Annotated in this window: 18 protein-coding genes; 10 read left to right on the top strand and 8 right to left on the bottom strand. The window is 48.3% G+C overall.

Annotated features, from left to right (window positions below; all coding sequences use genetic code 11):
* Window positions 1-4: 4 nt before the first annotated feature.
* On the bottom strand, window positions 5-2,266 hold the full coding sequence (gene bioA, locus H8S52_RS00195) for an adenosylmethionine--8-amino-7-oxononanoate transaminase (protein ID WP_222620274.1): 2,262 nt from the start codon (window positions 2,264-2,266) through the stop codon (window positions 5-7).
* Window positions 2,267-2,600: 334 nt separating this feature from the next.
* On the opposite strand from bioA, the gene H8S52_RS00190 reads away from it, so the two are divergent.
* Window positions 2,601-2,834, top strand: a complete 234-nt coding sequence (locus tag H8S52_RS00190; protein WP_153881347.1) for a hypothetical protein — start codon at window positions 2,601-2,603, stop codon at window positions 2,832-2,834.
* A gap of 7 nt (window positions 2,835-2,841) precedes the next feature.
* On the opposite strand, the gene nrdG is transcribed toward H8S52_RS00190, so the two are convergent.
* Both nrdG and H8S52_RS00180 read right to left on the bottom strand, forming a co-directional pair.
* A complete protein-coding gene (nrdG, locus tag H8S52_RS00185; RefSeq protein ID WP_040315578.1) occupies window positions 2,842-3,342 on the bottom strand; it encodes an anaerobic ribonucleoside-triphosphate reductase activating protein in 501 nt (166 codons plus the stop codon).
* 10 nt (window positions 3,343-3,352) lie between these two features.
* Window positions 3,353-5,563: an anaerobic ribonucleoside triphosphate reductase gene (locus H8S52_RS00180; protein ID WP_005653099.1), complete on the bottom strand. Its 2,211-nt coding sequence runs from the start codon at window positions 5,561-5,563 to the stop codon at window positions 3,353-3,355.
* Window positions 5,564-5,926: 363 nt separating this feature from the next.
* Between H8S52_RS00180 and H8S52_RS00175 the strand changes: the two genes are divergently transcribed.
* The gene (locus tag H8S52_RS00175; protein ID WP_186909130.1) at window positions 5,927-6,895 is read left to right on the top strand and encodes a cobalamin biosynthesis protein; all 969 of its coding nucleotides are present in this window, start codon (window positions 5,927-5,929) and stop codon (window positions 6,893-6,895) included.
* A gap of 156 nt (window positions 6,896-7,051) precedes the next feature.
* Here H8S52_RS00175 and H8S52_RS00170 read toward each other — a convergent pair whose 3' ends face one another.
* Together H8S52_RS00170 and H8S52_RS00165 are read right to left on the bottom strand one after the other, a co-directional pair.
* A complete protein-coding gene (locus H8S52_RS00170; RefSeq protein ID WP_016662779.1) occupies window positions 7,052-8,152 on the bottom strand; it encodes a TlpA disulfide reductase family protein in 1,101 nt (366 codons plus the stop codon).
* A gap of 120 nt (window positions 8,153-8,272) precedes the next feature.
* On the bottom strand, window positions 8,273-8,827 hold the full coding sequence (locus H8S52_RS00165; protein WP_005653092.1) for a 30S ribosomal protein S16: 555 nt from the start codon (window positions 8,825-8,827) through the stop codon (window positions 8,273-8,275).
* A gap of 405 nt (window positions 8,828-9,232) precedes the next feature.
* Here H8S52_RS00165 and H8S52_RS00160 point away from each other — a divergent pair, with 405 nt between their 5' ends.
* A complete protein-coding gene (locus tag H8S52_RS00160; protein ID WP_186909129.1) occupies window positions 9,233-10,111 on the top strand; it encodes a hypothetical protein in 879 nt (292 codons plus the stop codon).
* Between the two features lie 35 nt (window positions 10,112-10,146).
* On the opposite strand, the gene H8S52_RS00155 is transcribed toward H8S52_RS00160, so the two are convergent.
* From H8S52_RS00155 to H8S52_RS00145, 3 genes are all read right to left on the bottom strand, one after another.
* Complete coding sequence (locus tag H8S52_RS00155; RefSeq protein ID WP_186909186.1) at window positions 10,147-11,493, bottom strand: Na+/H+ antiporter NhaC family protein; 1,347 nt, start codon at window positions 11,491-11,493, stop codon at window positions 10,147-10,149.
* 248 nt (window positions 11,494-11,741) lie between these two features.
* Complete coding sequence (locus tag H8S52_RS00150; protein WP_186909128.1) at window positions 11,742-13,232, bottom strand: UxaA family hydrolase; 1,491 nt, start codon at window positions 13,230-13,232, stop codon at window positions 11,742-11,744.
* A 70-nt stretch (window positions 13,233-13,302) separates the two neighbouring features.
* A complete protein-coding gene (locus tag H8S52_RS00145; RefSeq protein ID WP_229127770.1) occupies window positions 13,303-14,379 on the bottom strand; it encodes a LacI family DNA-binding transcriptional regulator in 1,077 nt (358 codons plus the stop codon).
* 233 nt (window positions 14,380-14,612) lie between these two features.
* On the opposite strand from H8S52_RS00145, the gene H8S52_RS00140 reads away from it, so the two are divergent.
* From H8S52_RS00140 to H8S52_RS00110, 7 genes are all read left to right on the top strand, one after another.
* Window positions 14,613-15,638 (top strand): sugar kinase, encoded by a 1,026-nt coding sequence (locus H8S52_RS00140; protein ID WP_005653084.1) that lies wholly within the window; start codon window positions 14,613-14,615, stop codon window positions 15,636-15,638.
* Between the two features lie 114 nt (window positions 15,639-15,752).
* Window positions 15,753-16,421 (top strand): bifunctional 4-hydroxy-2-oxoglutarate aldolase/2-dehydro-3-deoxy-phosphogluconate aldolase, encoded by a 669-nt coding sequence (locus H8S52_RS00135; protein WP_117667630.1) that lies wholly within the window; start codon window positions 15,753-15,755, stop codon window positions 16,419-16,421.
* Between the two features lie 671 nt (window positions 16,422-17,092).
* On the top strand, window positions 17,093-18,265 hold the full coding sequence (locus tag H8S52_RS00130) for a glycosyltransferase family 2 protein (RefSeq protein ID WP_186909127.1): 1,173 nt from the start codon (window positions 17,093-17,095) through the stop codon (window positions 18,263-18,265).
* A gap of 11 nt (window positions 18,266-18,276) precedes the next feature.
* Window positions 18,277-19,323 (top strand): glycosyltransferase, encoded by a 1,047-nt coding sequence (locus tag H8S52_RS00125; protein ID WP_186909126.1) that lies wholly within the window; start codon window positions 18,277-18,279, stop codon window positions 19,321-19,323.
* Complete coding sequence (locus H8S52_RS00120) at window positions 19,320-20,360, top strand: glycosyltransferase (protein WP_186909125.1); 1,041 nt, start codon at window positions 19,320-19,322, stop codon at window positions 20,358-20,360. Before H8S52_RS00125 ends, H8S52_RS00120 begins: the two co-directional genes overlap by 4 nt.
* 33 nt (window positions 20,361-20,393) lie before the next feature.
* Window positions 20,394-21,290 carry a glycosyltransferase family 2 protein gene (locus H8S52_RS00115; RefSeq protein ID WP_186909124.1) on the top strand — a complete coding sequence of 299 codons (897 nt, stop codon included), beginning with the start codon at window positions 20,394-20,396 and terminating at the stop codon, window positions 21,288-21,290.
* A 13-nt stretch (window positions 21,291-21,303) separates the two neighbouring features.
* Complete coding sequence (locus tag H8S52_RS00110; protein ID WP_186909123.1) at window positions 21,304-22,833, top strand: lipopolysaccharide biosynthesis protein; 1,530 nt, start codon at window positions 21,304-21,306, stop codon at window positions 22,831-22,833.
* Window positions 22,834-22,907: the final 74 nt, after the last annotated feature.

The following is a 22,907-nucleotide window of genomic DNA, read 5'->3' as shown; positions in this document are numbered from 1 at the left end:
AACCTTAATCTCTGATCTCTTTTATAATCTTAATCAGTCCCTTCGTCAGTGTGCCGAGCTGTTCCGGTTTGATGATAAAGGGCGGCATCAGATACACCAGCTTGCCGAACGGACGCACCCAGATACCTTCCTCGACGAAGCGCCGTTGCATCCATGCCATATCCACCGGACGTTTGGTCTCTATCACGCCGATGGCTCCGAGTACGCGCACATCCGCCACTTGCGGCAGTTGGCGCGCAGGTTCCAGTTCTTGCTTCAACTGCGCTTCGATGCGCGCCACCTTCTCCTGCCAGTTGTATTCGGGAGACGTGAGCAGGCGTACCGATGCACATGCCACGGCACATGCCAGCGGGTTACCCATAAACGTGGGCCCGTGCATGAATGCACCCGGGGCGTGGTTGGAGATGGTGTCCGCCACTTCGTTGGTGGCCAGTACGGCGGAAAGCGTCATGTAGCCGCCGGTCAGCGCCTTGCCTATGCACATGATGTCCGGTTCTACTCCGGCATGTTCCCAGGCAAACAGCTTTCCGGTGCGTCCGAAGCCCGTCGCTATTTCATCGAAGATAAGCAGCAGACCGTGTTCGCGGCATAGCTTTGCCGCTTCGCGCAGATACTGCGGATGATAGAACCACATGCCGCCTGCACCCTGCACCACGGGTTCCAGTATCAGGGCGGCCAGCTCGTCGGCATGCTGTTCGATGGTTTCCTGTAGCGGGCGGATATCTTCCGGATTCCATTCGCCGTCGAAACGCGAGCGGGGTTGCGGAACGAAGTACCGCACGGGCAGTGCCGAGCCGAACAGCGAGTGCATCCCCGTCACCGGATCGCACACCGACATGGCATTCCACGTATCTCCGTGATAGCCGCTGCGGATGGTGACGAAGTTCTGCTTCTTGACGGAGGTACTCTGCGACGAAGCCCCTTGCCCTTTGGCATACCAGTACTGCACGGCCATTTTCAGGGCCACTTCCACAGCCACCGAGCCGGAGTCGGCATAGAATATCTTCTGCATGGACGGCGGAACCAGCGGCAACAGCAGTTTACCCAGCTCGATGGCAGGGTCGTGCGTCAGTCCGCCGAACATGACGTGCGACATCTTGCCGAGCTGCTCTGTGGCTGCCCGGTTCAGTTCCGGATGATTGTAACCGTGCACGGCGCACCACCAGGAGGACATTCCCTCTATCAGGGTCTGACCGCTTTCCAGCGTAATCGTTGCCCCGTCCGCCTGCTTCACCTTATATACAGGCAGCGGATGGGTGGTCGAGGTGTATGGATGCCACAGGTGCTCGCGGTCGAATTGCGAACCGCAGAACTCATATCCGGCTTCTTCTATCAGTTTCTTGTCATCGGAAACTTTGGAGCCGAGCGTTGTCAGCAGGTCGCCCACGATAGCCGAGTTGATACCTATATATAAGGACTTCTTCACCGCATCTTTGCTCAGTTGCGAGCGTCCGCCGGCAAAGCGCAGGTAGGCGGTGGGGTTGATGAAGCGGAACAGGGCGACGGTCACCAATACCTCTTCTTCCGTCAGCGGCGGACGGTTCTCCAGCGGAGTGCCCGGAATGGGGCTGAGCAGGTTGATAGGAATGGATTGTACCCCCAGCTCTTTCAGGGTGAAAGCAAACTCGATGCGCTGTTCCATCGTCTCGCCCATGCCGATGATGCCTCCGCTGCAAATGTCCATGCCTGCGTTGCGGGCTGCCTGCAAGGTGCGCAACTTGTCTTCCTGCGTGTGCGTGCTGCACAGGGTGGGGAAGAAAGAGGGGGCTGTTTCCAGATTGCAATGGTAGCGGGTGACGCCGGCATTGTGCAGGGCGCGCAGCTCTTCTTCGGCCAGCAGGCCTAAGGATGCGCATAATTGTATGGATGAGTGGCGGCGCATGTAGCGCACCGTGTTACAGAGTTGTTCCAATTGTTTGGGAGAGGGTTTTCGTCCGCTCGTAACGAGGGAGAAGCGGTTGACATCCTGCCGTTCATTGTATTGTGCCTGTTCGAGGCATTCTTCAGCGGAAAGTAGGTTGTAAACGTCGGCTCGGGTGTGATAGTGGGAAGATTGTGCGCACCATTTGCAGTTTTCGGGGCAGCGTCCCGACTTGGCGTTGATGATGGAACACATATCAAACTCATGCTGCGAGCATTGTACGGTAATCTCGTGTGCAGCGGCGTAAAGCGCTTCACGGTCGGCGGTATTCGCCAGCCAGGCGGCTTGGTCGGGCGATATGTCTATGCCTGCCAGCACCCGGGCTTTCAGTTCGTCGATAGTCATGGTGTGAATAGAATAGGGGATAGTCCGAACCGTGTCCTGCTTCCGTAGCGAACTGTCGGCCACGTTCTTGCGCAGACAACCGATTGTGACGCATCTGCCTATGCTGGCGAATGCGGCATACGACTTCCGGCTCCAGCGGCGGAAGCGTATCGTCTGTGCAGGGGATTGATTGCGTTTCACGGGTTCGGTATTTTGTTATAGTTTCTTTTGATGGTGACAAATGTAGGAAATAAAAACGAGAAAGAATTTTATATGGCTGAAAATATATAAAGAAAAGTAGGCAGGGCGGTTGGAGAAACGCTTGCTTCCTTTTTGCCGGCGTAAGCAGTCCTTTATGGTTTATAGGGGAGAACGGCGGATACCTCTATGGGGTACGGAAAGTGCCAAAGGCTGGTATGGAAAGTACCAATGTTTGGTACAACGGATACCAACGCTTGGTACATCGGATACCAACATTGGGTACAACGAATACCAACCGTTGGTATTGTCGGTATCCAACGGTGATATTCATTGTACCCAACGGAGGTATAGGTTTATGTCTATTATAGAGAAAGATATAATACAGTGATAGGAAGTTATAACTTCGGGTTGTAAACGTAATCCACCGCTTTCTTGGCTTTCAGCGACGCTTGTACGTCTATCAGCCGTTGGTTGCTGCTGCCACGGAAGTAGAGGTCTTCGTCGCGCAGTTCTTCTTTGAATTTGCCGTCCACCAGCACGTCGATGTACTCCAACAGTTTTGCCTGGCGGGGATTGTGCAGTAACGTTTCAAATGTATACCCCGTATAGCACCAGATGTTCTTCCGGCTCTGCCGCTTGATGGCATGTGCCAGTTCGGTGAAGCCTTCGGGCTGATACATAGGGTCGCCACCGCTGAATGTCACATCGGCAAAACTGTCGGCAAGCACCTTTTGCAGTATTTCATCGGTACTCATCCAGCGTCCGCGGTTGATGTCCCACGATTCCGGATTATGACAGCCCGGACATCCGTTGGGACACCCGGCTGCGTAGATGGCGGTACGGAACCCCGGACCGTCCACCGTAGTATCTTCTATTATATCAAGAATGGAAAGCACTTTTCAATTTTTAATTTTCATGGATTACTCTGTCGTTCAGCTCGGCGAGCTTGGCTTGATTCCAGCGGTCGGTAGTACCTACCAGGTAGCCGGTAATGCGCTGTAGCTTGTCGATGTGGGTGCTACCGCACTTGGGACAGGCTTCCAGGTTGACGGTAGAGTTTTCGTATCCGCAGTCCAAGCAGCGGTTGCGGTTGTGATTTACCGAGCCGTAACCGATGTTGTACCGGTCCATCATGTCCACCACACGCATAATGACTTCGGGGTTGTGGGTGGCGTCGCCGTCAATCTCTACGTAGAAGATGTGTCCGCCGCGGGTCAGGTCGTGGTAGGGGGCCTCGATTTCGGCTTTGTGGCGGGCGCTGCATTTGTAGTACACGGGCACGTGGTTGGAGTTGGTGTAATAATCACGGTCCGTAATGCCCGGCAAGCAGCCGAACTTCTTGCGGTCTACACGTGTGAACTTGCCCGACAGCCCTTCGGCAGGCGTGGCCAGTACGCTGTAATTATGCTGGTATTGGTCGGAGAACTGGTTGGCACGGTCGCGCATGTAAGTCACGATTCTGAGTCCCAGTTCCTGAGCCTCTTCCGACTCTCCGTGATGCTTGCCCAAAAGCGCCACAAGACATTCTGCCAGACCGATGAACCCGATGCCTAGCGTACCCTGATTGATTACGGACGAGATGTCGTCGTTCGGTTTGAGCTTGTCGCAGCCTATCCACAAAGCGGACATCAGCAGAGGGAACTGCTTGGCGAACGCTGTCTTCTGGAACTCCATGCGTTCATGCAGTTGGCGTGCGGTGATGTCGAGCATGGCATCCAGCTTGGCGAAGAAACGGGCGATGCGCTGCTCCTTATCCGTAATGCCCATGCACTCTATGGCAAGACGTACAATGTTGATTGTGGAGAAAGACAGGTTGCCGCGTCCGATGGATGTCTTGGGGCCGAAACGGTTTTCGAATACGCGTGTACGGCATCCCATGGTGGCTACTTCGTGCTCGTAGCGTTTCGGGTCGTCGGCTTTCCAGTCGTCACTTTGGTTGAAGGTGGCGTCCAGGTTCAGGAAGTTCGGGAAGAAACGGCGTGCGGTGACCTTGCAGGCAAGTTGGTAGAGGTCGTAGTTGCGGTCTTCGGGCAGATAGCTTACGCCGCGTTTCTTTTTCCATATCTGAATGGGGAAGATGGCCGTTTCGCCGTTGCCCACGCCTTGGTACGTGCTTTTCAGCAGTTCGCGGATGATGCAGCGTCCTTCGGCGGAAGTATCCGTACCGTAGTTGATGGAGCTGAATACCACCTGGTTGCCGCCGCGCGAGTGTATCGTGTTCATGTTGTGGATGAACGCTTCCATGGACTGATGCACGCGGGCTACGGTCTTGTTCACGGCATGCTGGATGATGCGCTGCTCGCCGGTGAGGCCGTCCAGCGGCTGTTGCAGGTAATCGGTGAGCTCTTTCCGGTAGAGATGTGAGTAATCCTCACCGTTCAGCTCTTCCAGGTTCTTTACTTCCTCGATGAAGCTGTTGCGCACGTAGGGAGCGAGGTAGAAGTCGAACGCGGGAATCGCCTGTCCGCCGTGCATTTCGTTCTGGGCGGTTTCCAATGAGATGCAGCCCAGTATGCTGGCGGTCTCAATGCGTTTCGCAGGGCGCGACTCTCCGTGTCCGGCAGAGAAGCCGTATGTAAGGATGCGGTCCAGCGGGTGCTGTACGCAAGTCAGGCTTTTGGTGGGGTAATAATCCTTATCGTGGATGTGCAGATAGTTTTGGCTGACGGCATCCAGCACTTCTTCGCTCAGTAGATAGTCATCAACGAAAGGTTTGGTGGTTTCGCTGGCAAACTTCATCATCATGCCCGCCGGGGTGTCGGCGTTCATATTGGCATTCTCGCGGGTGATGTCGTTGGATTTGATGTTGATGATTTCTAGAAACATATCGCGTGTTTTCGCCTTGCGGGCAATGCTGCGCTGGTTGCGGTAGGCAATGTATTTCTGTGCTACATCTTTACGGCTGCTCTTCATCAGTTCCATTTCCACCAGGTCCTGAATGGCTTCCACCGTCATCTGGGCATCGCCCTTAAAGGAGATGTGGTCGGTGATCTGGCGTATCAGTTGCATGTCTTCTCCCTTGTCCGTATGGAGCATGGCCTTGCGGATGGCAGTTACTATTTTCTCTTCATTGAAGCCGACGATGCGCCCGTCACGCTTGAGTACCGTTTGTATCATGTTGATTGTATTTTTAGATTTTACAAATAGGAGTTAATTGCGAAACAAAGGTATGATAGTTTTCTGTAAGTTTTCTGTTTTGGAAAACTTTTGTTGGATTAAAAATGGTTAATGTATTGATAATCAAATATGCTTTGTTGCAAAATGGAAAACTTTATAGAATTTGATGCTTTTACAATTGTATCTTATTGATAATTATGAGATAATATATCTGTCAATCTATTTCAAAATGACAGATGAGAAATAGGGATTTTATTTGTTGTTTTCTTAAATACTTTGGTTATATTTGCTCCTCTTTGTTCTTTGTATGAATAGGGTAAAGACTTGAATTTCTAACTATTATCAGTTAAAAGAAAAGTGAATATGGGAAAACTGTTTCCACCTTTTAAGGTCGATATTGCGGGAGCATTATGTGTACCTTTTACGTTGCGGGATGCAAGAAACCGATATCAGCACGGGCAAATCAGCCTGTCGGCATTGCGTGCCATTGAAAATAAGGAAATATGCAAATTAATGGAGCGATTGAAGTCGGAAGGTATAGAGGTTGTGACAGATGGCGGATTTCGGAGTTATGACTTTTTGGAAGGCTGGGAAGGTATCCGTTGCAGAGACAATGCTGATTCTTCATTGGAAAAGAAGCAGGAAGTGACCGGCAGAATCGGTTTGCTTCATCACCCTATCCTTGAAGATTTTGTTTTTTTGCTAAAGAATACTGCGGAAAATGTATTGCCAAAGCAGCATATACCGTCGCCCGGCAAAGTGCTGATGAGGATTCTTCGTGAAACGGAAGCCGGGTGCTTGAAGTCGGTTTATCCGGATTTGAATATATTGTTGGATGATTTGGCTGTCGCTTATAAGAAGTTGTTGGAAGGGTTGTATGAGGCGGGTTGCCGTTATGTACAGTTCGAGGGAGTCAAATCCATGCTGACCGATGAAGCTGCCCGTCTTAACAACCGGGTACTGCGCGAGCGTCCCGAAGGATTGTTTGTAGCGTTTCATGCCGCAACGGATATGTTGATACGGTTGCACGGGGCGGATGCTTACTTCTTGAATTACGATTGCGGAATTTGCGACCGTAGCCGTCTGCTGTGGTTTGTGCATGAACGGGAAGCTGTGTTTGGTTTCGTGCTTTCTTATTACCCCGATGAGGAAGAACTGGATGAATTGCAGGCCAAGATGGAAGAAGTGCTGAATTATATACCGATGAAGCATTTGACACTTTGCCTGCCCGATGCGGATAACCTTCTCAATCCTTCGGAAGAGGATGAGATGAAACAGTGGAAGACTGTGAAGTTGGCTAAGGATATGGCAAACCGTATATTCTCAGTCTGAATGCACATGCTGTTCATCTGAGCATGTTATTATGGTCGGTTGCGTATTTCAGTCTGCCGGTCTGTGCGGCCGCAAGGTAATTCTATAAAATCAACAGGTGCGTCAAAGCTTTGATTGACGCACCTGTTGGCTTTATATTCTGCCTGCTTTCTTTGCTTATTTAAGAACCTCAGCCAATTTCTCTTGCAATTCTTCTCCGTGCAAGCCGCGTGCAAGGATGATTCCGTCACCGTCAATCAGTACAGTGTGAGGAATGCTGCTTACGGCATACAACTTGGCGCCTTCGCAGTTCCAGTATTTCAGGTCGGACATCTGCGGCCAGGTAATATTCAGTTTCTTGATAGCCTCTTTCCAGGAATCACCGCTCTGGTCTAAGGAAACGCCTACAATCTCGAAATTCTTGTTCTTGTATTTGGCGTATGCCTCTACCAGATTGGGCATTTCGCGACGGCACGGGCCACACCAGCTTGCCCAGAAGTCAACGAGTACTGTTTTGCCCTTGCCCACATAGTCGGACAGTTTTACCGTTTTTCCTTCGGGGGTCTGCATTTCAAAGTCCGTAAACTTCTGACCTACGGCAGTGGCTTTCATCTTTTCTACGTTCTCCTTGATGCGGATGATGGTTTCGTCGTTGTTGTATGCTGCGGGGATTTGCGACATCAGCGGATCGAGTTCTTCCACATCCATGTAATAATGGTTCTTCTTGAGCAGGAATACTCCCACTGCGTTATTGATGTTTTGTTTGATTCCCTCTTTGGCAGTGGCGATATATTGCTCTTCCAGATCATTCATCTGCTTGGCTTTGGCTTCGCGCTGTTCGTCTGTCAGGGCTGTGTCTGACATGGACTGGTAGATGGCGTTCATCTGTTGGTTCAGCTCGTTTTGCTTGTCCCGGATGCGTTGGTAAATATCATTGTTGGCTGTACCGGTGGCAGAGTCGCCTTCGCCGGAAGTCAGTTTGATGTTGATTGCTCCGTTTTCGAGGAAGAAGTCCATCAGCACACCTTCTTTCCCGGAGGGCTGGCACGTGATATAGCGGTTCACAGCACTGTCCTGCGTTCCTTTGAAGGTGAAGGTTCCGTTGGTGATGACTGCAGAATCGAGTTTTACGAGCTGGCGGCCTTCTGCGGTTTGCAGATAAACGGTATCGCCATCGGCAGCGCCTTCTACTGTTCCGGTTACGGTGTAACCTTTGTTTCCGCTGTTACAAGCTGCGAATACGGCAGCGGCAGCGAGCAGGTAAGTTAATTTTTTCATTGCTTTGTTCATTAAATAAATAAATTGTTGCAGCAAAGATAATAATAAAAAATCCTCACCGGCATAACCGATGAGGATTTTATGTTTTTTGTCCCTTTTTTACAAGGATAGCTCTGCTTTTTATTCAGCAGCAGCTTCTGCTGCGGGAGCTTCTTCGGCCGGAGCTTCGGTTGCTTCTTCTGCAGGTGCTTCAGCGGCAGCCTTAGCAGCTTCTTCAGCAGCTTTCTTTTCGGCCAATGCCTTAGCTTTCACTTCATTTACTTTCTTTTCAGCTTCCAGACGTGCTTTGGCTTCAGCTTTCTTAGCTTCTTCTTCCTTAGCTTTCAGAGCAGCCAAACCGCTTTGTTTGTTGTTCTTCCAAGCTTCGAATTTAGCTTCTGCTTCTGCTTCGCCGAATGCGCCTTTTGCTACACCGCCAAGAAGGTGTTTCTTCATGTAAACGCCTTCGCGAGAGAGGATGTTGCGAACAGTGTCGGTAGGTTGTGCACCTTTCAATACCCAGTCAAGTGCGCGGTCGAACTTCAAATCTACTGTGGCAGGATTGGTGTTAGGGTTGTAAGTACCAATCTTCTCAATAAATTTACCATCACGTGGTGCTCTTACGTCTGCAATTACGATAGAGTAGAAAGCATAGCTTTTACGTCCATGTCTCTGCAATCTGATTTTTGTTGCCATTTAAATAAATGTTTTTAGTTAATGATTTGAATTATGCTGCTATCTCGTAACAGCGGGCGCAAAGATACGCTTTTTCTTTTGATTGACAAAGAGTTTGCCTGATATTTTCATTATCGTGCCATAAATGCGCTTCTGTGTGAAAGACGGATGTGATTGTGTCTTGTTCTTTAAAATGTCTCCCTGCCGTTCCCGGCTGTAATCTGCTTAAATTTCACTTTTTCAACAAATTAACCCTATAGGTATTATCCTCTTATTTGTCCCCCTCTCATTTTTCCCGGTTTCATTGTTTCCACGTAATTTTGCCTTATCCGACAAACGATAACATATCAGGAACAAACGGACCTATGTTGTCTTTGCCGGCAGACGAAAACTTTTAATACTAACACTAAAAACAGATTTGTAACAATGAAGAAAATTACAGCAATTTCAGTTGTTTCCCTGCTTTTACTCGCTTCCTGCGGTGGCAAGGGAAAGGATGCCGCTTCCATGGATTATGGATTGGAAGAAGCAAACGAGGTAATATCCTATTACAACACAAGCATCGACATCACCAAGAAAATGGTGGACATGGGAGAGATCTCCAAGATTATCGATTATATGCAGAAAAACGGTAAGACTCTTGTAGCGCCCGTTGTTATCCGCACGCCGGTTTCCGCAACAGACACGACTGCTTTATTGAACCCCGGCGATTGCTTCCCGTCCTCGGCTGCCGACAGTCTGAAGATGTACTACCGTCGTTTCTTCGATGTGTCCAAGCGTCTGTATGCCAATTATGATACTTACCGCGACTACATCAAGGCCGAAGATTATAAGGACGACAACTATGCCAAGGGTAATGAAATCTGTAAGGAAGAGAAAGAGCTGGCAGAACAGATTCCCGGACTTCGCTCTCAAATCTATGCCCTGCTTACTCCCTATGCCAATAAAGCCGAAGAGGCCACACTGATGGATAATCCGCTGAAGGACCATATCCTTGCCGGAAAGGCTTTGATTTTTGAGATAGAGAAGACTTTGGAACTCTATTCGCCCGAAGCCAAGAAAGAAGATTTGCAGGCTGCTTACGATGCTGTCAACGCCAAGAAAGAGGCAGCTTCGAAGTTGGAGAAGAAGGCGGATTTCCAGAGTGAGATGTCGAACTACGATAATTTGCTGAAGTATGTGGACAAGTTCCTGGGAGAACTCCGCAAGCAACTGCGCGACGGAAAGTTCACCGAGGATGGTTATAATGATTTAGTATCCGAATATAATGACGTAATCAGCCGTTACAATAGTTTTATAAACTGATCGGCGTTCGGAATACAGCCGGTGTCCGGGAAGAACTATGAGTATCTTCTCGGATACCTTATTAATATGGCGAGTATGGCGCAGGCTCCCATGCAGAACGGGTAGTACAGATTGCCTATGATGCTGAGCGGCGAGATGCCCGCCAGTCTTGCGGCTATCAGCATTTGTGCGCCGTAAGGGATAATGCCCTGAATGAGGCAGGAAAATGTATCCAGTATGCTTGCTGTTTTCCGGCGGTCCAGGTGAAAGCGTTTGGCTATGTCTTTGGCGATGGGACCGGTGGTGATGATGGCAATGGTGTTGTTGGCGGTGCAAAGATTGGCTACACTCACCAGTGCGGCTATACTGAATTCCGCACCCCGCTTGCCTGTGACGTGGCGGGTGAGACGGGTGATGACAAAGTCGATACCGCCGTTGTAGCGGATTGTTTCCAGCATTCCGCCTGCCAGCAGGGTGATGATGATAAGTTCGCCCATACCGGTGATACCTGTTCCCATAGCGCCGAACCAATCGAAGAAAGCGGTGCTTGCATTCATGTTTTCGGTAGGAGTGACGCCGAAGACGCCCGTTGCCGTGCAAATGCCGATGATTCCCGTAGAGACGATGCCAAGTAGCAAAACCACCATCACATTGACTCCGGTTATTGCCGTACCCAGTACGATAAGGTAGGGGATTACCTTTATCCATTCAATCTCGTATATCTGCGGAACGGCGGATAAGGAAAGTCCCTGAATTACATAGATTCCCAGTACAACCAGTGCAGCCGGCACTACAATCATGAAATTTATTTTGAACTTGTCCCTCATCACACAATCCTGCGTTTTGGTGGATGCAATGGTGGTGTCTGATATGAAGGAAAGATTGTCTCCGAAGAACGAACCGCCCACTACAATGGCTGTCATATAAGGCAGGTCGATACCGGTTTTCTCTGCCAGTCCCACCGCTACCGGAGTCAGGGCAACGATTGTTCCCACGCTTGTACCGATGGATAGGGAGATAAAACAGGCAGCAATGAAGATACCCGCCAGCAGCAGATTGTCCGGCAGGATATGTAGGGTCAGGTTTACAGTGGCGTCGATAGCTCCCATCTGTTTGGCGCTTTGTGCAAACGCTCCGGCAAGGATGAATATCCATATCATCAGCAATATGTTCTTGTTACCGGCGCCGACGGAGAACTGATAGATGCGTTGTTCCAGCTTCAGTCCCCGCGTAATGGCAATGGCGTAGCAGGACGATAGCAGAAACGCTACCGTTATCGGCACTTTATAGAAATCGTTTATAAGCAGTGATGTAATGAGGTATAAACAAAGAAATACAGCCAACGGACTCAGCGACCACCAGCCGCCCTTTTGCTTGGGAGAGGTATTTGTATCTGCGGACATACTTTCTATCATGAGTTTATAAGAACGATTGTTTTGAGTAAATCGGCTGCAAAGATACAAAAACGGATGGAATTCTGGTGCATATCTAAATATTCGGACAGAAGAACAAAAGAACAAAAAAGGAAAAATTTTATTTTTCAGGTAACATTACCTATTTTTTGTTCTTTTGTTCTTCTGTCCGAATCATTGTGGAATACCCGTCAACATCAGACGGTAATCCCGTGCACTCGGGCTATGAGCGCTTGTCGTTACAGTGTCACCCCTGTCTTGAAAATGGCGATTTCTTTATAACCTTTCTTTTCATTGTTCACAAACTCGCCGCTTGCTACGCGGATAATGTAGTCGACGAAACGTTCGCAAGTCTTTTCCATCGGTTCGTTTTCAAGGATAACGCCGGCGTTGAAGTCAATCCAGCCCGGTTTGTTCTTGGCGAGGGTGGAGTTGGTGGAAATCTTCATGGTCGGTACGTACGTTCCGAACGGCGTTCCGCGGCCTGTTGTAAACAATACCATGTGGCATCCGCACGAAGCCAGGGCGGTGGCGGCAACCAGGTCATTTCCCGGAGCGGAAAGCAGGTTCAGGCCTTTTACTTTCAGGCGTTCGCCATAAGGAAGTACACCTTCCACATAGCTCTTGCCGCACTTTTGGGTGCATCCCAAAGCCTTGTCTTCCAGTGTGGAGATACCACCAGCCTTGTTGCCCGGCGACGGATTCTCACCTACCGGTTCGCCATGCGAGAGGAAGTATTCCTTGAAGTCGTTAATCAGCTTTACGGTTTCTTCAAACAGTTCTTTGTTGCGGCAACGGTTCATCAGGATTGTTTCCGCACCGAACATTTCGGGCACTTCCGTCAATACACTCGTACCGCCTTGTGCAATGAGGAAGTCGGAGAACATGCCCAGCAGCGGATTAGCCGTAATGCCGGAGAATCCGTCGGAACCGCCGCATTTCAAACCTACACGCAATTCGCTCAGAGGCACGTCCACACGTTCGTTCTTGCTGGCTTTCGCGTAGAGTTCGCGCAGCAGTTTCATACCTTCTTCGTATTCGTCGCTCACTTTTTGCGTCACCATGAACTTTACACGGTCGGAATCGTATTCACCCAAAAACTCGCGGAATACATCCGGCTGGTTGTTTTCGCATCCCAAACCTACCACAAGCACGGCGCCTGCATTGGGGTGTAGCACCATGTCGCGCAGTATTTTCTTGGTGTTTTCGTGGTCGTCGCCCAGTTGCGAACAGCCGTAGTTGTGCGGGAATGCCATGATTGCATCCACGCCTTTGCCGTCTGTCTCGCGGCGCAGGCCTTCTGCCAGTTGGTTGACAATGCCGTTTACGCAACCCACCGTGGGGATAATCCATATTTCGTTGCGTACTCCCACATCGCCGTTTTTGCGGCGGTATCCTTTAAATGTCAGGTCCTTGTGCGGAATGTCCAGTTTCACTTCGGTGGGGTTGTACGTATATTCCAGCAGTCCGGCAAGATTGGTCCTGATGTTGTTTTCGTTCATCCAGTCGCCTTGTTTCCGTGCGGTGCGGGCGTGTCCTATGGGATAACCGTATTTAATAACATTCTCGCCTTCCGCAAAATCTTTCAGCGCGAATTTATGTCCGGCGGGGATATCCTCGTTCAGGATGATTTCCTTGTCGTCTACTATGAGTTTTTCACCGGCCGGAAGTGCTGTGATAGCCACCGCAACGTTGTCGGCCGAGTTGATTTTCAGGTACTTTGTTTCCATATACTATGTTTTAATTGGTTTCGTTCGATAGTGTCGTATTACAGTTCCATTGCCTGATTGCCCGGTACTCTTATCTGTTATAATAGAATTCTATATTTTCTTTTGTCAGCAAGTCAATCGGCATGAAGTTCTCCCTTGCGATTTCTTTTTTCAGAATCAGGTGGTCGCACAGCGCTTTGATGCCGTCGAAGCCCTGCAGGGTAGGCTGTTGGGCGATAAGGAAGAAAATGCTTCCTTCTTTCAGGCAGTCCACATTGCGTTTCAGCAGGTCGTACCCCATAAGGTTGAAATCCGTTTTCCGGTGTCTTTGCAGGTACTCTCCGATGATGTATGCTTTGGAGTTGAATGTGATGCCGTTCTTTACGGTGGGATGGGCGCGGAAGAAATCATCCAGCATCTGTGCATCTTCACCGTCGCGTTTGGCGTGCAAGTCCAGTTCCCAGATGCGACAGCCGGGATGATGCTCGCGCATATATTCTCGGAAACCGATTTCCCGTCGTTCCTGTTGGTTCGAACCTACAATGCCTTCGTTTATCTTGCGGAAGATAACGATTTCCTGTGCATCCTCACCGGCAAGCAGCATCAGCATACGTGCGGCAAAATACCCGCTTTGGTGCGAATTCTGTCCGAAGAAGGAGAGGGCGGGAGCTTCCTTGATGTTCGAGTCTATATATATATAAGGTATATCCAGCTTTTCAAGTTCATCGGTAAAGGGAGTGGTGTACTGCGGGGCAGTGGGGGCAAACAACACACCGTCGGGCGTCATTTCCACGATACTGCGGGCTTCCCGGGCGAAGGAGCGGTAATCGTACGGGTCGTAGTACCTCAGCTTCACGGTGATGTTGAAATCCGAGTAGGTAGTCAGCGCTTCGTGTATGCCGCTTTCCACTTCGGTCCAATATTCTCCGGCTTCGTGCTGGGGTAGCAGGCAGGCAAAGGCGTACTTCTTGTTGGAAGCCAATGCGCTGGCGTACATATTGGGCTGGTAGTTCAGTTTCTCCAGAATTTCTTCCACGCGTTTGCGGCTGGCTTCCGACACTCCGCTACGTCCGTGGATAACGCGGTCTACGGTTCCTACCGACACATCGGCCATCTTGGCGATGTCTTTGATTCTTATTCTTTCCGGCGTATTCATGGTTTTACTCATGGTTTTTTGTGCCCGTGCACAATAATAATCTAAATATTTTCGATACAAATATATAACAATTTTTGTAATTACGAAAATTGTTGTATCTTTGTGCCCGCACACGAAAGCTATGAAGAACAAGCTGTCTTTTAGTTTACTCTGCATGGTATCAGGTGTTTAGCTTTTTAATAGGAGCTGATGTGATAATTTGAAAGAAACAATTTAATCATAGTATTTAATAAAAACATAGAATTATGGGAAAGAAAGTCGTTACATTAGGTGAGATTATGTTGAGACTGTCCACTCCGGGCAACACTCGTTTCGTACAGTCCGATTCTTTTGATGTAGTATATGGTGGCGGTGAGGCTAACGTTGCTGTCAGCTGTGCCAACTACGGTCATGATGCTTACTTTGTAACAAAATTGCCGAAACACGAAATCGGTCAGTCGGCAGTGAACGCTTTGCGCAAATATGGTGTAAAGACAGACTTCATCGCACGTGGTGGCGACCGCGTAGGTATCTATTATCTGGAAACCGGTGCATCTATGCGTCCCAGCAAGGTGATTTACGACCGTGCCCATTCTGCAATTGCTGAAGCCGATGCAGCGGATTTCGATTTCGACGCTATCATGGAAGGTGCAGACTGGTTCCACTGGTCAGGTATCACTCCCGCTATCTCCGACAAGGCTGCCGAACTTACCCGTCTGGCTTGCGAAGCTGCCAAGCGTCACGGCGTTACGGTATCGGTAGACCTTAACTTCCGTAAGAAACTTTGGACAAAGGAAAAAGCTCAGTCCATCATGAAACCGTTGATGCAATACGTAGACGTTTGCATCGGTAACGAAGAAGATGCCGAACTCTGCCTCGGTTTCAAACCCGATGCCGATGTAGAAGGCGGTAAGACAGATGCAGAAGGCTACAAAGGCATCTTCAAGGCTATGGCTAAGGAATTCGGTTTCAAATACGTTATTTCTACATTGCGCGAATCATTCTCGGCAACGCACAACGGTTGGAAAGCAATGATTTACAACGGTGAGGAATTCTACGAATCAAAACGTTACGATATCAATCCGATCATCGACCGTGTAGGTGGCGGTGACTCTTTCTCAGGCGGTATCATCCACGGTTTGCTGACTAAGCCCAACCAAGGCGCTGCCCTCGAATTCGCTGTGGCTGCTTCCGCTTTGAAGCACACTATCAACGGTGACTTCAACCTCGTTTCAGTTGAGGAGGTAGAAGCGCTGGCAGGCGGTGACGCAAGCGGTCGTGTACAACGCTAATGATTTTTTTCAGGCACGGATTTCACGGTTTCCAGTGTAATGAACACGCTACTAATCCGTGTCTGAAAGAACAAAAAAGAGTTATTTCCATACATTAAATTACTGATTAATACAATGGCAAAATTTGATAAAATAGCCGTATTGAACAAAATTGGTTCAACCGGTATGGTTCCTGTATTCTACCACAAAGATGCAGAAGTGGCAAAGAAAGTAGTGAAAGCTTGTTACGATGGTGGTGTTCGTGCATTCGAGTTTACCAACCGCGGTGACTTTGCTCACGAAGTATTTGCAGAAGTTGTGAAGTTCGCAGCAAAAGAATGTCCTGAAATGGCTATGGGTGTGGGCTCTATCGTAGACCCTGCTACTGCGGCACTGTACCTGCAATTGGGTGCAAACTTCATTGTAGGCCCGTTGTTCAACCCCGAAATCGCTAAGATTTGCAACCGCCGTCTGGTGGCTTACACTCCGGGATGCGGAAGCGTTTCAGAAGTTGGTTTCGCACAGGAAGCAGGTTGCGACCTTTGCAAGATATTCCCGGGTGATGTACTGGGCACTAAGCTCGTAAAAGGCCTGTTGGCTCCGATGCCGTGGTCTAAGCTGATGGTTACCGGCGGTGTGGAACCGACACAGGAAAACCTGACTTCTTGGATTAAAGCCGGCGTATTCTGCGTAGGTATGGGTTCCAAGCTCTTCCCGGGCGACAAGGTTGCTGCAGAGGATTGGACTTACGTTACGGAGAAATGTAAGGAAGCTTTGGCTTACATTGCAGAAGCAAGAAAGTAATTATTATATTTCATTTTGTTTAAAGGTGTTTAAAGGGGACAACCATCGAGGTGCTACGGCACTTCGGTGGTTTGTTTTTTTATACCCGGTGTAATGCTTTCGGGGGATAGTGTGTCACATTGGTAGCATTTTAACTGTTTACAAGTGTAAAAGAGACGCTTAATCTCTAAAACAATGTTATAAAACATACACTTCTTTCCCCTACTGTTTGCGCACACGGAAAAAAGTATTACCTTTGCAATGCAGTTGGGAAATTGCTCTTATAAAAGAATAAAAAGATAAAGTTTTCAGTATAGGTAATTAGTTAAGAGGTAAAAAGATTGAATTAATTCATAGGTAAAAGTTTTAGATTAAAGTAGGTAATTAGAAAAAGGTAAAAGTTAAACATTAAGTGTTATTTAATAGGTAATTGAAGTTTGTTTTTTAGAGGTAAAAAGAAAGATTGATTTTCAGGTAACAAAATTGATGCAAGTAAAAAAGAAAAGCCTTTGGGCTTTTCTTACACGAGGCGAGGGGTTCGAAAGAGCTTGCTCGTTTTTTTATTTCTGCATTTTATGCCCACTTTTTTGTATATTCTGTCCAAACTCTTCCCGTTTTTTGTATCTTTGTAACGAATGTCCTGCAGGCAGGCTTTCCGGAACATAGAACAACAGGCTTAAATTGCATGGATTTTGGAACACTTGTTATATACTCTTGATTGGTTGCTATACATTTTATTCGCGATAAATGTGGCATATCTGCTGGTGTGCAGTCTGGCATCGCTGTGCCGTTACAAACCGTTCGTTACCGCACCGGCCCGGACAAGCAAGCGTTTTGCCGTGTTCATTGCCGCTTATCGCGAAGATGCAGTTATATTGCCTACCGTGCATGCCTGTCTGGCGCAGGATTATCCGGATGACAGATATGATGTTGTGGTTATTTCGGACCACATGCGGCCCGAAACCAATGCAGTTTTGTCTTCACTTCCCATAAAGCTGCTTCAAGTCGATTTTGAGAAGAGCACCAATACCAAATCCCTGCAAGCAGCCCTCGGATATCTGGATAAAGCCGCTTACGACATAGCATTGGTAATAGATGCGGATAACATTATTGCTCCTTCCTACCTGTCCGAGCTAAACGATGCTTTCTCCGTGTCCGGCGTCCGGGTGGTACAGACACATCGCGTGGCCAAGAATCTGAATACCGGTATGGCCTATCTGGATGCAATCAGCGAGGAGATAAACAATTCCATATTCCGTTTGGGACATGTCAATTTGGGAATGTCGGCGGCTCTGATAGGTTCGGGGATGGCCTTTGAATATCCCTTGTTTTACGATGCGATGATGGATAATACCTCTGTGGGTGGTTTTGACCGCGTGCTGGAAATGAAGCTTCTTTATAAGGGTATACACATCCATTATCTGCCCGATACTATCGTCAGGGACGAGAAGATACAGAAAGCGAACAGCTTTTACGGGCAGCGCCGCCGTTGGCTGTCCGCCCAGTATTACAGCTTCTTTGAGTTTGCCAATCATCTGCTACCTGCCATTCGCAGCGGGAAGTGGGACTTCTGCGATAAGCTTTATCAGCAAATCTCTCTTTCCAGAGTGTTGCTGCTGGGCTTTGTGTTCATAATTTCCCTCGCACATTCCCTGTTCGCGTCTCCGTCGGCCTGTAAATGGTGGGGGATTTTCATATTGTTGCTATTGGCACTGACTCTCGCCATTCCCCGCAAATATTGGAAATGGCGTTTGCTGAAAGCGGTTTGTTGGGTTCCTTACTCTTTCCTGCTGATGCTTTTGAACCTGTTCCGGCTAAAGGAAGCGAACAGGCGGTTTATTCATACCACGCACGGAGTCGATTGAAAGATTATGCCATGGAACGGAACATCCCCGAAATATCAGTGATAGTACCTGTATATAACGTCGAGCAATACTTGGCCGAATGTATAAGCAGCATTTTATCGCAAACGTTTACTGATTTCGAGTTGCTGTTGGTAGATGACGGCAGCCCGGACCGTTGCGGGGAAATCTGTGATGAATATGCGGAGAAGGATAAGAGGGTAAGAGTTTTCCATCAGGAAAATGCAGGGTTGAGTTGCGCCCGGAACAAAGGGCTGGAGCACGCATCGGGGACTTATATTGCATTTGTCGATTCGGACGATTACGTCACTTCCACCTATTTGCAAGAGCTTTACGCATCATTGCCTGCCGATAAGTCTCAAAGAGGAACGGTAATCTGCGGGTTCGATAAACTGTTTCCCGACGGTTCTTTGCATACCGTTCATGTTCCGCAACAAACCATCTTGCCGATGGACTGTTCGCGTGTGCTTGCAGAACTGGTTGGAAAGTACGTAATGTATGCCTGGGCAAAGCTGTATGACAACAGGCTGATAAAGGAACACGGTCTCCGGTTTGTTCCTGCTGTGTCGGGATTGGAAGATATGCTCTTTATGCTCGACTATCTTCCTTATTCGGATTATCTGCTTATCCGCGATACTTCCACCTATATATATAGGGTAGGATATTCTATGGCTACATTATCCACTTGCATAAAAGATTTCCGCAGCGAATACGCCGCTTTTTCCAACTATCTGGAAAGAGTATGCCGATATAAGGAAACATATCGGTTGGAGAATTCCTCTTTGGTCAGGGTATGGGATTCATTAACGGTGTTTTTTCATAAAATCCTGTTGGCGGTCTATAAGAAAGAGAATCATTATAGCCGAAAAGAGCGGATTGTTTTTTTGCGTCAGTTACTTTCATCCCACAGGAGGTGGATAGAAGAATGCTTCTCTCCCCGGTATAAGGCGGATAAGTTCTCAAGGTTTTTGCTGGTCAATGTCGGTGCGGTTGCTTTTGATGCGTGGATGCGCTGCCTGTGGGGAATTAAGTTCAGGTATATGTTTGGAGCGGAAAGATGATGGAACAATGTGTCATATCTGTAATAATACCGGTCTATAAGGCAGAAAAATACCTTTCCCGTTGTATCGCAAGTCTGCTTGCCCAGTCTTTTACGGCTTTTGAATTGTTGCTAATCGATGACGGCAGTCCTGACAACAGCGGCAAGATATGCCATGACTGGGCCGAAAGAGACTGCCGCATCCGTGTGCTGCATCAAACGAATGCAGGTGTCAGTGCGGCCCGCAACAAGGGGCTGGATGAAGCGAAAGGAGAGTATATCGTATTTGTCGATTCGGACGATTATGTAGGTACGGACTATCTGAAACATCTCTATGAGGAAAGACCTTTTGAACAGGATTCCATTGTGGTACAGGGATTTACAATTGTATCGGAGCAGGCGGACAGGCAATATACAACCTCTTTTATTCCGTCGGTCTATACCGGTAGAGACGTCAGGGAGCTGTTTCTCAATGATGAAATGCGGGATATGCGGGGGCCGGTTGCCAAACTTTTCAGCCGGGTTCTCATTGAGCGGTTGGGGCTACGCTTTCCAGTAGAGATTTCTTTCGGTGAAGATACGATATTCAACTTTCAATATTTGTTTCATTGCCGGCAGGTGGTTGTAGGCAGCCATGTAGATTATGTCTATTGCGACGTACCCGGTTCTTTGACAAAGCGTCTGAATGATTTTGCATCGGAGTATGCAACTTTCAAATTATATAAATCGATTACTGTACGGCTTGCCGGAAAGTTAGACTTGAATGTGGCGGATATGAGAACTGCTTTCTCCTTTGTCGTACTGTTTTTCCAGCGTGCATTGATTGCCGACTATCGCTCTGCCGGGAAAGTTCCTTTCTCATTACGGACCAAACATTTGCGCCGGTTGGCAGCGGAACAGCGCTCTTTCATGAAAGAGTTTTATCATCCCGGATATAAAGCGGACAAGTGGGGCAGGCAGTTCCTGTTGCATGGTTTCTGCTTTTGTTATAATCTCTATATGTCCGTACTTTGCAGTTGCCGGTTCAGGTACGTATTCGGTTATCCCGAAAAGGCATAGGGCGGGTCTGGTTTTATTTTACGATAAGAAGAAATGGAAATTCTATATTCAATCATTATTCCCCATAAGGACATACCTTGCCTGTTGCAACGGTGTCTCGCTTCCATTCCGCCCAGGGACGATGTGCAGATTATTGTGGCAGATGATGACAGTTCCCCGGATGTTGTGGACTTTGCTCATTTTCCGGGCAGTGACAGGGCGGATGTGGAGATTCTCTTTACCAAAGAGGGCAGAGGAGCCGGTTATGCCCGTAATTGCGGACTTGCCAGAGCCAAAGGCAGATGGCTGGTATTTGCGGATGCCGATGATTTCTTTCTGCCCGGCTTCCTGAACGTATTGGATACTTACCGGAATACGGACTATGACTTGATTACGTTCCGTGCGGAAACAGTCGATTCGGATACACTGGCTCCGGTTCCGTCACGCCAGGTCCATAATGGGAAAATAGCGGAGGACATGGACCTTGAAATTCTGAAATACCGTAACGATGTACCCTGGGCTAAGATGGTTTCCGCAGAATTGGTACGCAGATACCGTATTTGCTTTGATGAAACGATTGCCGCCAACGATGCCATGTTTGCCGCTTATGTGGATTATCATGCCCGTAAAGTAGCGGCATGTTCCGGGTATGTTTATTGTGTCACAGTCAGAAAAGATTCATTGCAGTATGGAGTGCGGTCAGACACTCTTCTTGCCCGTGTAAAGGTTGCTTGCCGTTACAACCGCTTTTTGCTGGATATAGGGCGTAGCGATAAGGTGCTTTACAGTTATTCCCATGTGACGGATTGCCGCAAGCACTTCGGCAGTAAAGGATATTGTAGAGCTTTGTGTATTTATCTTCGGTTTGAAAGTTGGAAAAACATATACAGGACTTTTGCAAAGCTGTTAAAAAGTAAGTTTCATTGTGCTTCCATAACCAAGGTTTTATAAATAATGTTTTACAATGTCAGAATCCCGCCTCCATAAAAGCTATCTGAATGCGCGTGTCAATGTATTCTTTTACCTTGTCACCCTTTTCATCTCCTTTTTCTCCAGGAAGATATTTCTTGAGAAACTGGGGGCGGACTTTGTCGGGCTGACGAGTACGATGCAGAACCTGCTTGGCTTTCTCAATCTGGCGGAGCTGGGCATCGGAGCTTCCATCGGCTATGTGCTTTACAAACCGATTTTCGACGGAAACCGAGACAGGATAAAGGAGATTGTCTCGGTACTGGCTTATCTCTATCGTAACGTAGGACTGCTGATTTTGGGTGCGGGCTTGCTTTTGGCCTGCTTCCTGCCCTATATATTCGCCGATGCCGGCATCCGCCTCGGAGTAATCTATTTTGCTTATTTTGCATTTTTGACTTCCGCTCTCATCAGTTATTTTGTTAATTACCGGCAAACCCTGCTGGGTGCCGACCAGCGCAACTATGTAGTCACCGTTTATTTTCAAACGGCCAATATCATCAAGATTCTCCTGCAAATAGCATTGGTATGCTACGTGGGCAGTCTTTATCTGTGGATAGCCATTGAACTGACATTCGGCATTTTGTACTCGTTCATACTGAACTGGAAGATAAACCGGGTATATCCGTGGCTGAAGTGCAGTGTATCGGAAGGCAGACTGAAATATCCGGAGAATAGGATTATTGTGCGTAAAGCTCGTCAGATGTTTGTACATAAGCTGGCGGGAATGGGCAGAACGCAGCTTTTGCCTTTTCTGGTCTACGCATTTACTTCATTGAAACTGGTGGCGTATTACGGCAACTATATGCTGCTGCTCACCAAGCTGAATCAGTTTGTCGATAACTTTCTGGGCAGTACCGGCGCAGGGGTGGGCAGCCTGATAGCCGAGGGGGATATGAAGCGTATCCAGCAGGTATTTTGGGAGTTGAGCTCATTGCGCTTTTTGATAGCCTCGTTTCTGACGTTCGCGTTGTATCATCTGATGGACCCGTTCATTACGGTGTGGCTGGGCGAGGAGTACATATTGCCCCGTTCCGTCTTGATTGTGATTCTTACCAACTTCTTTATCAGTCAGTTCAGGGGTACGAACGACCAGTTTATTTTCGGTTACGGACTGTTTCACGACACATGGGCGCCGGTTGCCACACTGGCGATAACAGTAGCGGTGGCATTGGCAGGCGGCTATCTGTGGGGACTTCCGGGAGTATTGCTGGGAGACATAGCCAGTTCGATAACCGTTATCAGTATCTGGAAACCTTATTTCCTTTACAAAGAGGGGTTTAAAATGTCCGTGAAGTCATATTGGAAAAATATATTCCGGTATCTGCTGCTTGCCGTTCTTTCATGGGGGCTGACGGATGCGGTCCTTTGTTTCCTTCCGTTGGCGGAGCCGTCCCGGGGATATGGCATGTGGATTGTATATGCGCTGGTTTCCTCTCTGATATTTCTGCTGATATTGTGCAGCAGCTTCTATTGCTGTTCGGCAGGGATACGTTCGCTGGTGAAGCGTTTGCGGCGTAAATAGAACGCAGACATGTGGAGTTTATTATAATTTATCCACATTAAACTGAAAGTTTATTCCTATTGAACCGGAAGTTT

Source organism: Bacteroides sp. NSJ-48, assembly GCF_014287405.1.
Taxonomy (GTDB): Bacteria; Bacteroidota; Bacteroidia; order Bacteroidales; family Bacteroidaceae; genus Bacteroides; species Bacteroides stercoris.
The sequence above is the reverse complement of the archived record's forward strand: the minus strand, read 5'-3'. Positions and strand labels throughout refer to the sequence as shown.